Annotated in this window: 12 protein-coding genes; all 12 read left to right on the top strand. The window is 38.0% G+C overall.

The window, feature by feature from the left end:
• Positions 1-30 precede the first annotated feature (30 nt).
• The 12 genes from ACROAE_RS19535 to tnpA all read left to right on the top strand — a co-directional run bounded on the left by ACROAE_RS19535 (position 31) and on the right by tnpA (position 11583).
• On the top strand, positions 31-858 hold the full coding sequence (locus ACROAE_RS19535; RefSeq protein WP_432405591.1) for a GNAT family N-acetyltransferase: 828 nt from the start codon (positions 31-33) through the stop codon (positions 856-858).
• Complete coding sequence (gene neuC, locus ACROAE_RS19540) at positions 858-2012, top strand: UDP-N-acetylglucosamine 2-epimerase (RefSeq protein ID WP_432405594.1); 1155 nt, start codon at positions 858-860, stop codon at positions 2010-2012. The genes ACROAE_RS19535 and neuC overlap by 1 nt, the downstream gene beginning before the upstream one ends.
• Positions 2002-2679: a PIG-L deacetylase family protein gene (locus ACROAE_RS19545; protein ID WP_432405596.1), complete on the top strand. Its 678-nt coding sequence runs from the start codon at positions 2002-2004 to the stop codon at positions 2677-2679. The genes neuC and ACROAE_RS19545 overlap by 11 nt, the downstream gene beginning before the upstream one ends.
• Positions 2676-3758 (top strand): N-acetylneuraminate synthase, encoded by a 1083-nt coding sequence (gene neuB / locus ACROAE_RS19550; protein ID WP_432405599.1) that lies wholly within the window; start codon positions 2676-2678, stop codon positions 3756-3758. The genes ACROAE_RS19545 and neuB overlap by 4 nt, the downstream gene beginning before the upstream one ends.
• The gene (locus ACROAE_RS19555; RefSeq protein ID WP_432405602.1) at positions 3751-4398 is read left to right on the top strand and encodes an acetyltransferase; all 648 of its coding nucleotides are present in this window, start codon (positions 3751-3753) and stop codon (positions 4396-4398) included. The genes neuB and ACROAE_RS19555 overlap by 8 nt, the downstream gene beginning before the upstream one ends.
• Entirely contained in the window at positions 4395-5453 is a 1059-nt protein-coding gene (locus tag ACROAE_RS19560) for a nucleotidyltransferase family protein (protein ID WP_432405605.1), read from the top strand. The genes ACROAE_RS19555 and ACROAE_RS19560 overlap by 4 nt, the downstream gene beginning before the upstream one ends.
• Positions 5450-6430 (top strand): Gfo/Idh/MocA family protein, encoded by a 981-nt coding sequence (locus ACROAE_RS19565; RefSeq protein ID WP_432405609.1) that lies wholly within the window; start codon positions 5450-5452, stop codon positions 6428-6430. The genes ACROAE_RS19560 and ACROAE_RS19565 overlap by 4 nt, the downstream gene beginning before the upstream one ends.
• Positions 6427-7131: a cytidylyltransferase domain-containing protein gene (locus tag ACROAE_RS19570; protein WP_432405614.1), complete on the top strand. Its 705-nt coding sequence runs from the start codon at positions 6427-6429 to the stop codon at positions 7129-7131. Before ACROAE_RS19565 ends, ACROAE_RS19570 begins: the two co-directional genes overlap by 4 nt.
• A gap of 3 nt (positions 7132-7134) precedes the next feature.
• Positions 7135-7884, top strand: a complete 750-nt coding sequence (locus tag ACROAE_RS19575) for an oxidoreductase (protein WP_432405617.1) — start codon at positions 7135-7137, stop codon at positions 7882-7884.
• A gap of 2 nt (positions 7885-7886) precedes the next feature.
• A complete protein-coding gene (locus ACROAE_RS19580; protein ID WP_432405620.1) occupies positions 7887-8435 on the top strand; it encodes an acyltransferase in 549 nt (182 codons plus the stop codon).
• Positions 8436-8526: 91 nt separating this feature from the next.
• On the top strand, positions 8527-11004 hold the full coding sequence (locus tag ACROAE_RS19585) for a motility associated factor glycosyltransferase family protein (protein WP_432405623.1): 2478 nt from the start codon (positions 8527-8529) through the stop codon (positions 11002-11004).
• A 249-nt stretch (positions 11005-11253) separates the two neighbouring features.
• Entirely contained in the window at positions 11254-11583 is a 330-nt protein-coding gene (gene tnpA, locus ACROAE_RS19590; protein WP_432405627.1) for an IS66 family insertion sequence element accessory protein TnpA, read from the top strand.
• Positions 11584-11793 lie beyond the last annotated feature (210 nt).

The raw sequence follows: 11793 nt of genomic DNA on the forward strand, positions 1-11793 counted from the left end.
GACTAATGTTAAACCACAAGGGTAGAAAAAATGATGAGTCATGATTTTAAAATTATTGATGTCACCGACAAAGATGAATTGATCAATTATTATGATGCCATTGCTGAGTTGTTTTTGGAGTCTTTCGAAAAACCTTTGTCAAAAGAGTTATGGCAATGGGCTTATTTAGATAATCCATTTGGTGATCCTATAGTGTCGATGGCTTTTGATGGTAAAAAGTTGATTGGTCATTATGCAGTTGTCCCGATGAATTTAGAGTCTGAAAGTGGATCTGTTTTGGGCTTTTTATCCATGACCACAATGGTGGGAGTCAATTACCGAAAACACGGACTGTTTCAAGAGTTAGCTGAGCGTGTATATGACTATATTCAAGCATTTAATCAACCAGCAATGGTATTTGGTTTTCCCAATGAAAATTCGACACCTGGATTTATAAGGCGACTACAGTGGGTCATTTCGGATGAATACCGAGTGATGCAAATTACTAAACCATCAATTGATTTTGCTACCGAAAAACTTGCCCGAGTGAAAACAGCTGATTCTTTAACGCTAAATATGGAAAAGCAGTATATTAGATACTGGAGAACCCATAAACCTAATCAGCAATGGAATTATATCAATGGATTAGGAGTGAAACCTTTGGAGGGTGTTTCAGATATAATGCACTTAGGTGCAGGAGGAAGTTTGCACGATTTATCATTTGAACAAGATTACAATATTATTTTACCTATCCAAGAAGATGACATGTTACCTGAAGGCGTGAATACTTCATTTCCGTACCGCTTTGGGTATCGAACTTTTAATTTGGCAACCGCGCCAAATATCTTTGTACAGATGTCGATGTCGGATATATTTTGATGAAAATTTTAGCGCTGACGTCTATTCGGTCTGATTATGATTTGTTAAGTCCTTTATATGCTCGACTACATAATGATGTTGATATTGAATTGAAATTATTAGTTGGTGGCACACATAACTCGGCAGTACATGACTATACGGTTAATGATATTCATCGTGATGGTTTTGATGTGCTTCTTGAGATTGATAGTTTAATTAATAGTGATACGGCTAAATCTAGACTTAAAAGCGCATCCATTTTATTGTTATCGGCTGTCGATGCTGTTGCCGCTTTTTCGCCAGATTTAATTATTTATGCCGGTGATAGAGAAGATGTCATGGTTGGGGCATTACTGGGTGGTTATTTATCTATTCCTACCTTGCATTTTTATGGTGGAGACCATGCTAGTGATGGTTATATAGACAATCCTATCCGTCATGCTGTAAGTAAGTTATCAACGGTGCACTTTGTCAGTACAGCTTTGCACAAAGCACGTTTATTGGCGTTAAAAGAGCCTTCAAATCGAATTTTTGATGTGGGAAGTATTGCACTTGATAAGTTTAAAAATATTGTACCGATCGCGGGTATAAAAGATCTCATTGCGGGTAGAATTGTCGACAAACCTGCTGCGTTGGTTATTTTTCACCCTATAAAAGATGAAATAATAGAAGCCCTTGATATTATCACTAACATGCTAATGACTTTGATAAAAAATGGTTATCATTGTTTTATCGGCTCGCCAAATAGTGATCCTGGCAACGCTATAATTATTTCAACATTGTCAGGTTTAGCGGCCAAATACTCTGAAATAACACTATATGGAAATTTACCTCGAGGTCAGTTTCTTAATCTTTTTAGTGCATGCAATATCATTGTGGGTAATTCATCAGCGGGTTTGCTTGAATCTGCGAGTATCCCAATACCTTGTTTAAATGTCGGGTTACGCCAAAGAGGGCGAGATTGTTCGGATAATGTTTTGTTTGTGGACACATCAATAGAGGCTATTCAAGCTGGATTAAATGAAATCGCTTCAGCTGAGTTCACTGTGAAAATGGAGCGTGTTATTAATATTTATGGTGATGGCCATTCAGCGGATAAAGCCCATAATCTCATAAAATCAATAGATTTTAAATCGCTTCTGAATAAACCTGAGGACCCTTTATATGTTGAATAAAAGCGTTTTAGTAGTTGCTCCTCATGCGGATGACGAATCGCTTGGCTGTGGTGGAACTTTATTAAAGCACAAACAAAATGGTGATGAAATTCATTGGCTAATCGTAACTCAGATGTCCTCTGTTTGCGGTTATTCAGAAGAAGTGATACTAACGCGGCAAGATGAAGTGTTGGCAGTTACTCAGCAATATGGTTTTAAATCGGTCCATCAATTATCATTTTCGCCAGCATTATTAGACACAGAATCAAAAAGCAATTTAGTTGATGTTTTTTCTGCAGTAATGACTCAAGTAAAGCCGCAAATAGTCTATACCCCATTTCGAAATGATGTTCACAGTGACCATGAAGTGGTATTTGATGTTGTTGCTTCGACTACTAAATCTTTTAGATACCCTTTCATTGAAAAAATATTAGCTTATGAAACTTTGTCTGAAACTGATTTCAATATCAAGCCAGGGAATACAATGTTTAGCCCTAATATATTTGTGGATATCTCTGCTTATGTGGAAGAGAAAATATCAATTTTGAAACTGTATAAATCTGAGATTGATGAATTTCCATTTCCGCGAAGTATAAAGGCTATTAAGTCTTTGGGACACATAAGGGGTGTACAAGCTGGTTGTGATTCAGCAGAAGCGTTTATGTTGCTAAAAGAGATTATAAAATGAAGCCAGTATTAGTCATAGCAGAAGCAGGTGTTAATCATAATGGCTCACTTAAAATGGCTTTTAAGCTCGTTGATGTGGCTGTTGATGCTGGTGCTGATATTGTAAAGTTTCAAACATTTAAAGCGAAAAACCTAGTGACCGCTGATGCATGTAAAGCTCAATATCAAATAGAGGCTACCGGTAATCAAGAGTCGCAGTTAGCTATGTTAAAGCGCCTTGAATTAAGTTACGACGCTCACCATCAATTACTTGAATATTGCGCTTCAAAAAATATTGAATTTTTATCAACAGCATTTGATTCAGAAAGCTTAGCGTTTTTAGTCGATGAAATTAAAGTTAAGCGATTGAAAATTCCATCAGGTGAATTAACCAATAGTCCGTTTGTGTTAGAGCATGCTCGTACAGGATTAGATATTATTTTATCAACTGGCATGGCTACGTTAGAAGAAGTCAGAAACACCTTAGCAGTCATTGCTTTTGGTTATATAGCTCCACTTGATAGTCAACCTTCATTGGCAGACTTTGAGCTGGCTTTTCAATCTAATGTGGGTCAACAAGTACTATCCGAAAAAGTGACCATTTTACATTGCACCACAGAATATCCTGCACCGTTTGATGAAATTAATTTAAATGCCATGGATACATTGAAACGCAGTTTCGGTTTGCCTGTTGGTTATTCAGATCACAGCCAGGGGATTACTATTCCGATTGCGGCAGTGGCTAAAGAGGCTGTGGTTATTGAAAAACACTTTACGCTAGATTGCTCCTTACCTGGTCCAGATCATCGTGCCTCTATCGAACCTTTGCAATTAAAAATGATGGTGGAATCGATCAGGCAAGTTGAAAAAGCCTTAGGTAACGGTGTAAAAAATCCCACTATTTCGGAAGCTAAAAATATAACTATTGCCCGAAAAAGTATTGTGGCACAAACCGATATAAAAAAAGGAGAACCTTTTAATGTCAGTAATTTGACAATAAAAAGGCCCGGAAGTGGTATGTCTCCGGATATATTTTGGCAGCTTACTTCTGGCCAAGTTGCATCAAAATGCTATCAGTCAGGGGATTTAATCGATGAATAAGCCATTAATCATGATTGGTTCTGGTGGCCACGCAAGCGTATTAATGGATTTACTCCAGCTTAACGGGTGTAATGTTATTGCATATATTTCACCTGATAAAAATAATAATCAGATGTTTGAATCAATACAGTACTCAAGTGATGATGGCGATATAAGTCAATTTAATCCCGATGATGTGCTTTTGGTGAATGGGCTGGGTAGTTTACCTAAACAAAATAACCGAGAAAAAGTGGCGGCATTTTTCTCTAAATTAGGTTTTAGTTTTGCAACGGTTATATCACCACACGCGATTGTATCTTCATCTGCATATTTGGCACAGGGTGTGCAAGTTATGTCTGGAGCCATTATCCAAACGGGTGCGTATATTGGTGAAAACAGTATTATTAATACCGGTGCTATAATTGAGCACGACTGTAATGTTGGTGCGAATAACCATATTGCACCTCGCGCGACACTTTGCGGCAATGTAACTACACAAGATGATGTTCATATAGGCGTGCATGCCTGTATTATACAGGGTGTTGATATTGGTAAAAATGTCATTGTTGGCGCTGGTGCTACAGTCACAAAAAATATTGAAGATAAAGCCATTGTTTATGGGCACAGAGCATTAATCATAAAAAGGAATGAAATGTTATGAAAAAGCATTGGAAAGATGTTGCTTTAGCACCTAAACAGTCTATTCGTGATGCTTTAGAAATCATTAACCTTCATGCTCTGCAAGTTGCTTTGGTTGTCGATGACAATGATCAACTGCAAGGTGTTGTTACAGACGGTGATATAAGACGAGCTTTATTAAACAACCTTACTCTTGACCAGTCTGTGGCTCTCGTAATGAACCGCAATCCAATTATTGCGACGTTTGATACGCCCAAGCAAAAACTCATCCGCTTAATGGAGCAAAAAAGTATTTTAGCTATTCCATTGATTAAAGCTGGAAAAGTGGCAGGTCTTCAAACCTTAAAACAGGTGTTGAATCAACCTTACTATGATAATCCTGTGCTTATTATGGCGGGTGGCTTTGGCATGCGTTTACGTCCATTAACAGATAACTGCCCTAAGCCAATGCTAAAAGTAGGTAATAAACCGCTTTTAGAAATGACGATTCTTAATTTTGCTAAAGCTGGGTTTGTGAATTTTTATATTTCAACTCACTTCATGCCTGACCAGATTAAAGACTATTTTGGTGATGGCAGCCGACTCAACGTCAATATTACCTATATCCATGAAGATGAACCGTTAGGCACTGGTGGAGCATTAGGCTTACTGCCTGATGATATTCCTGCGTTGCCGCTTATTATGATGAATGGTGATGTATTAACAAAAGTTGATTTTCAGCGTTTACTGGATTTTCATAATGAAAATGAAGCTCATGCGACTATGTGCGTGAGAGAATACGAATATCAAATTCCTTATGGTGTGATTAATGGCAAAGGTAATACTGTTGTGAGTATGGAAGAGAAGCCAACTCAACGCTTTTTTGTCAATGCAGGTATCTATGTCGTCTCACCAGAGATAATCAAACAAGTGAGTGTCAATCAAGTGATTGATATGCCGACCCTGTTGGACAATAAGATTCAAACGGGCGGTAATGTGTTAATGTTCCCATTGCATGAGTATTGGTTAGATATCGGTCGGTTAGATGATTTTAATCGTGCTCAAGCGGATATATGCGCATTAGGAATGAGTGAATGATTTCCGCTGTAGTGATCGGCTTGGGTGGCATTGCCACTCGGCACCGAAAAAATATAAAACAGCTCTTACCAGGGGTAAAAGTTTATAGCTTGTCTGCCAGTGGCAGAAGCATCACTCTGCCGATAGAGTATGCTGATGCTGTTTTATCGAGTATGAGTGAGGTTATTCTGCTAAATCCTGACTTTGTCATTATTGCTTCACCATCTTCGTTACACTCTCAGCATGCTATTCCGTTAGTTGAAGCTAATATTCCGATATTAGTTGAAAAACCTATCGCCGCGACAACGGCTCAAGCTAATGCTTTGGTCGTGGCTTTTGTAGAACATCGCACCCCCGTTGCCATTGGTTATTGTTTACGTTTTATGCCCGCAGCATTAAAGCTTAAAGCCATCATCGACAGTAATTTGCTGGGTGACATTTATCATTGCGCTTGTAACGTTGGACAATACTTACCAGATTGGCGCCCCAGTATAAATTATTTATCTACAGTATCTGCCAACGCAGAGTTAGGTGGCGGGGTATTATTAGAGCTCAGTCATGAGTTGGACTACTTACAATGGATATTGGGTGATCTGCAATTTGAACATGCAATATTACGTAGTTCAAATGAGCTTAATTTAAATGTTGAAGAGATAGCTGATTTAACTTTATCTACGGATTCAGGGATTATATGTCAGCTCCACATGGATTTTTTACAGCGCATACCGCAGCGTAAATGCCAATTCATGGGGCATAAAGGTCGTGTGGAATGGGACTTAGTTGAAAACAGTATCACTGTGTTTAATCTGCAAGGAACGCAATTGATTTATTCAGAACCTACTTGGGATAGGAACATAATGTATCTCGACATGCTTGAGTCATTTATTGCTCAAATTCATAATGATTTAAGCGATAACTCGGCAGTTTCACAAGCAGCTAAAACAATTGCATTAATCGATACTGTGAAAGACCAAGCGTGTTACAGAGGGCGAATATGAAAACATATGGATTTATTTTTGCTCGGGGCGGGTCAAAAGGATTACCCAGAAAGAACATCAAATTATTACACGGTAAGCCACTTATTACTTATTCGATAGAAAGTGCCATTTTGTCGCCAATGATTGATAAGGTTTTTGTATCAACTGAAGATACTGACATTGCTGCTATAGCAACTCAAGCAGGTGCGGAAGTGATTACTCGGCCAGCTGAATTAGCGAGTGATACCAGCCCTGAGTGGCTATCGTGGCAGCATGCCTGCCAGTGGGTAAAAGATAAATATGGTGACTTTGATTATCTAGTGAGTTTACCTGCGACAAGCCCACTGCGAAGTGGCGAAGATATATCTGCTGCAATTGTTGCACTTTTACCCGATTCACCCAATAGTTTACCCACCTTTGATGCTTGTATTTCGGTAACGCCTGCCAATCGTAGCCCATATTTTAATATGGTGGTTAAGTATGAGTCTGGACAGATATCAGTTGTTAATCCATTAGAGGGCAATTTCGCTAGAAGGCAAGATGTACCAGAAGTTTTTGATATGACAACGGTTGTTTATAGCACGACGCCTAAATATGTATTATCGAGTAAAAATTTATTCGATGGCAAGATAACCAGCATTGAAGTGCCAAAAGAGCGCGCAATCGATATTGATGATATTTATGATTTTATGCTGGCGGAAGCCATTTTAAAGAAAGGGTAAAACATGCTGTTTAATAAGCGAGTTTTAGTTTTAGGTGCCGGTGGCTTGTTGGGGAAAGTGGTTGTCGATGCACTTTTAGTCAATAATGCAGCGGTGATTGCGACAGACATTCAAACCGAATCTTTGTTCACTCATTTTACCGCGGATTATGCAGGTAAGCTTGAAATCACATCCCTTGATGTTAATAACGAAGCTAACGTGGTGTCATTTTTTAATGATCAGCAACGTATCGATGGCGTAGTGAACTGCAGTTATCCTCGCAATAAAGATTATGGGAAAAAATTATTTGACGTTAGTTTAGCGAGTTTTAACGATAATGTGTCTATTCATTTAGGTGCTTCTTTTTTGATAATGCAGCAAAGTGCAGCATTATTTTTGCGACAAAACTCCCCGTTATCAATTGTTAATATTTCCTCTATCTATGGTGTTGTAGCCCCCAAGTTTGAGGTGTATGAAAACACCAATATGACTATGCCAGTAGAGTATGCGGCAATTAAGTCGGCTATTTTACATCTGAATAAATACTTTTCGAGTTTTATGCGTGATAGTCGTTTTAGAGTGAATAGTATTAGCCCTGGTGGATTATATGATTCGCAGCCTCAGGCATTTTTAGACAAATACAAACAACTAACGATGGGGGCTGGGATGTTGAATGCGACGGATATGACGGGAGCCATTTCGTTTCTTCTTTCTGAACAATCACAATACATGACTGGTCAGAACTTAATTATAGATGATGGGTTTTCACTCTAAATATGTTGAGTAAATTTAAATTCTGGTTTACAAGCTACCGTATAGGTCCTGATATACCGTTAACGCACTTTCTGCTACATTCAAGACGACTTGGTCATTGGTTATGCCAAAAAAAATTCGCCAAGTTTGATGATGGAAGTGAAATGCGATATGGCAGTTATGCTATTTGTACTCAGCATATCTCGATAGGTAAAAAAGTTATCATTAGGCCATTATCTATGTTGTTTGCTTCAGAACATGGGGATAGTAGCTCCAATATTATTATCGAAGACTATGTCCTAATGGGGTCCGGTGTTCATATTTATACTGCCAATCATTGCTTTTCAGATCCTACTTTAGCGATTTATTTTCAAGGACATGAAAAGGTGAAGCCAGTGAGGATCTCTACAGGAGCTTGGTTGGGAGCCAATTGCATCATTTTACCCGGTGTGACCGTGGGGCGTAATAGTGTTGTCGGAGCTGGGAGTGTTGTAACAAAAGATGTGCCAGATAATGTGGTGGTTGCAGGTCAACCCGCAAAATTGATTAAAATTATAATGCGAGCAGACTAACCGATATTTTATGACTTCACTAGTTGATAGAATCAGTGATACGATTTTGTCAGCATTTAAAACGTTCACGGAATAAGGACATGGGATATTTATGCCGCCAGAAACTGAGATTTTAAATGTATTTGCGATCAGTGCTTTTGATGAGTATTACTTGCCTAGTATTAATCGCTCTATGTTTGAAAAGTTCGATTCTAAAAGCTTATTTGATAAGCAATTCAAGTCTTCTTTCCAAAAAGAAGATACTTTATACATCATCATTGGCTTAGACTCTGGTTTACTGGCTAACTATGTATTATCGATGCCGTTAGCAAAAGGATCTCAATACCTTTTTGTTGAAATTGATGAGGTAATTGAATTACTAAATATTGATATCCCTCCAGAAAAACATCAGGTATCAGTATGTAATTATACAGAGTTTGAGAAAATAATTTATGATGATCGGATCAATATATTTCTCGTTAAAAACCAATATGTCTTGCATCGTTCTTTAGCTGCTTCGGGTGATTATTTATTTCAATATTCTTGTCTTGCTATTAATGTGGAAAAACTAGTCAATGATGCTGTTTTTGAGGTGAGTATTGGTTTTACACAAAGAATATTTTTTAGGCAGCAACTAAAAAATATTTGCGAGAATCATACTCCTGTATCTGTATTAAAAGGTTCGTTTGATAATATGACAGCTATTATCGTAGCTGGAGGTCCATCTTTAGATGAAACTATTAGTTGGATTAAAGATAATCAATCAAAGTTAATTATTTTTGCAGTATCAAGGGTGGCTGGTAAGCTTTATGAAGCGGGAATCATTCCTCATATAATTGTGTCTGTCGACCCAGAAGATTTTAGTTTTGAAGTTAACCGAGGAATGATGAGGCTAGCCGAGAAGTGTCTTTTTGTTAATGCCTATCATGTGAGCTCTAGGTTGTTGTCTCAATGGCAAGGGTATTCTTTGTATATGGGATCACGATTAGCCTGGTCACAAACTGCCGACCGAGATAATATTCAAACAGTAGGCCCAACCGTAACCAATACATCTGTTCACTTAGCTATTAACCTTGGGTTCCAACAGGTGTTATTAACAGGGTCAGATTTTTGTTTTTCGCCAGCAGGTTTTACTCATGCAAAAGGCTCGCTAGAGACGGGCTTGGGACCTAATTTAGGTTTTATTGGTGAATGGGTCCAAACTTATGCTGGTAACTTTGCAGAGACTGTGGTGCAATTGAAAATGGCAGCAGAATCTTTAGCCGATGATGCAGAAAATAATCCGCATGTTTCAATTATAAATTTATCTGAAAATGCCACAAAAATAGACAGTATTCCCCATCGACATTTCCAACATATTGAACTTACGGAATGTGATTTAACTCCGCTGAGTCTGCTTGATAAGATTATTAAACTTAACCCGCAAAAAAAGTTACATGCAGATTATAAAGCCGTATTAATCCAAACTGAACAAGCAAACAAAGTGTTTAATGTTCTAGCTGATAAAGCCAGCAAAGCTTTGGCTAGTATAGAGTCTGTTAATTATGAAGATGCTGAGCTAGAAGCCATATTTGAAGTATCGCAAAAGTTGGAATCTATTGAATTATTTATAAATACCAATTATGCTGACTTTGCTAAATTGATTAAATTCTATGGTTATTACGAGTTTTCAAAGTTTTTGACTACTAAAAAAAGTGAAGATTGGGACCAAAAGCATTTACTTGAAATGTCGAAAGATTATTACTGTGCTTTTAACGATATTGCATCCGATCTTATTCTACAAACAGACAAAACAATCTCAAGAATAAAGTCAAGGTTGCAAGAGCTAGCCCAAAATATCGAGGTAACTAAATTAGCTAAACAGTGGAGGGATGACCACCAACCCGGTAGAGTGTTTGGTTGGTTAAAGATTAAAGAACGACAAGGCTTTATTTTTGAATCAAGCAATTTACAAGTAATTGAATCTTTAAAGTCAGAATATCAGGAACAGTTTGAAAGAAAGCCGACTGTGTATATTGATGTTGTTAAAAGTCAATCTGCGACAAGAAAGGTTTTAGAGAAAATTTTGTATCTGGTTCATACAAAACATGTTGAAGGGCTAAAATATATGGTACGCAATTTAGCGCTTCTCGTTGATACTGATAAGGATACCAATTATTTGTATCATTTAGCTTACTCGAATCAGCTTTTGTTACAGAATAACCCTCGTCAAGCATTGGATGTGTTACAAACTTATAAAGGTTTGCACGATGAATTGTATTTGAAATTAACCTTAAAACTAGCTTTAATTCTTCTAGAATTAGAATTAGCGAGCCAAACACTTGAGAAAATAATTGGATATAGTGAACAGTATATGCCGCAATATGCCCATATACTTCGATTGCAAGGAAAGCTTAATAGCGCTGTTAATGTGTATCTCGATTACCTTGAAAGATTTCCTACAGATGTAGTTACTTGGTTAAAATTAGGTTTATTTATGATTGACGTTAATGAAGTCGACGCTGCTCAAACTGCTTTCTCAAAAGCTCTTTCCTTTGATCCTTCTAACCATGTTGCGAAAGAGTATTTATCTAAAATAAGACAAAAATAAGCTAAGCGTCTGGGCAAGTCCATCTCCAGCAGCGCTTATTAGTTTTCTATATTAACGACTCATACACTGGACCTTAAGCATTAAGGCCTGCAAAAATTCCATCTAACGTTATGTCTTTTCAAGATTTTCTTTGTTGTGACTTTTTTGCGTTTATTGTTATATAGCAGAGTATGCGTCCGGGCAAGTACGTCTTCAACTGCGCTCATTGAGCCTTTATCTTAACGACTGATTATGACATCAGGAGTTAACATGGCTACACGTTCACATGAAGATTGGGCTGATTTGATACAACAGCACCCCGCCAGTGGCTTAACGATTAGCGCTTTTTGCCGACTTCATCAGGTCAGTATCAGTACCTTTTATGCCCGTAAAGCGGATATGGCTAAAACGAGTAGCCCAAAGACTGCGCAGTTTGTTAAGGCAACACTGGCTTCACCGACAGCGATGACAACCCAAGCTCAACCTTCCGCTTCAGCCCAGGCTATCCATTTTCAGCATCATACAGGGCTATGGACTTTCCCCAGTTCCTTACCCCCACGCTACCTGCTTGAGATTATTAAAGGCCTACAAGCATGTTGATGTTTCGTGAGCTTCCCAGTGTTTATCTGCACCGTGAACCGGTGGATTTTCGTAAATCGATAAATGGCTTAGCTGTTATCGTTGTATGCGTCCGGGCAAGTACGTCTTCAACTGCGCTCATCGAGCCTTTATCTTAACGACTAATAATTACAATCAGGAGTTAACATGGCTAAACGTTCACATCAAGATTGGGCTGCTTTGATACAACAG

Source organism: Shewanella sp. MF05960 (genome assembly GCF_050849305.1).
In the GTDB taxonomy this organism is placed as follows: Bacteria; Pseudomonadota; Gammaproteobacteria; order Enterobacterales; family Shewanellaceae; genus Shewanella.

Coding starts and splice junctions, on each gene's coding strand:
- ACROAE_RS19575 (WP_432405617.1), top strand. CDS start 7,135: ATGCTGTTTAATAAGCGAGTTTTAGTTTTAGGTGCCGGTGGCTTGTTG.
- ACROAE_RS19560 (WP_432405605.1), top strand. CDS start 4,395: ATGAAAAAGCATTGGAAAGATGTTGCTTTAGCACCTAAACAGTCTATT.
- ACROAE_RS19545 (WP_432405596.1), top strand. CDS start 2,002: ATGTTGAATAAAAGCGTTTTAGTAGTTGCTCCTCATGCGGATGACGAA.
- tnpA (WP_432405627.1), top strand. CDS start 11,254: ATGGCTACACGTTCACATGAAGATTGGGCTGATTTGATACAACAGCAC.
- ACROAE_RS19535 (WP_432405591.1), top strand. CDS start 31: ATGATGAGTCATGATTTTAAAATTATTGATGTCACCGACAAAGATGAA.
- ACROAE_RS19565 (WP_432405609.1), top strand. CDS start 5,450: ATGATTTCCGCTGTAGTGATCGGCTTGGGTGGCATTGCCACTCGGCAC.
- ACROAE_RS19580 (WP_432405620.1), top strand. CDS start 7,887: ATGTTGAGTAAATTTAAATTCTGGTTTACAAGCTACCGTATAGGTCCT.
- neuB (WP_432405599.1), top strand. CDS start 2,676: ATGAAGCCAGTATTAGTCATAGCAGAAGCAGGTGTTAATCATAATGGC.
- ACROAE_RS19555 (WP_432405602.1), top strand. CDS start 3,751: ATGAATAAGCCATTAATCATGATTGGTTCTGGTGGCCACGCAAGCGTA.
- ACROAE_RS19585 (WP_432405623.1), top strand. CDS start 8,527: ATGCCGCCAGAAACTGAGATTTTAAATGTATTTGCGATCAGTGCTTTT.
- ACROAE_RS19570 (WP_432405614.1), top strand. CDS start 6,427: ATGAAAACATATGGATTTATTTTTGCTCGGGGCGGGTCAAAAGGATTA.
- neuC (WP_432405594.1), top strand. CDS start 858: ATGAAAATTTTAGCGCTGACGTCTATTCGGTCTGATTATGATTTGTTA.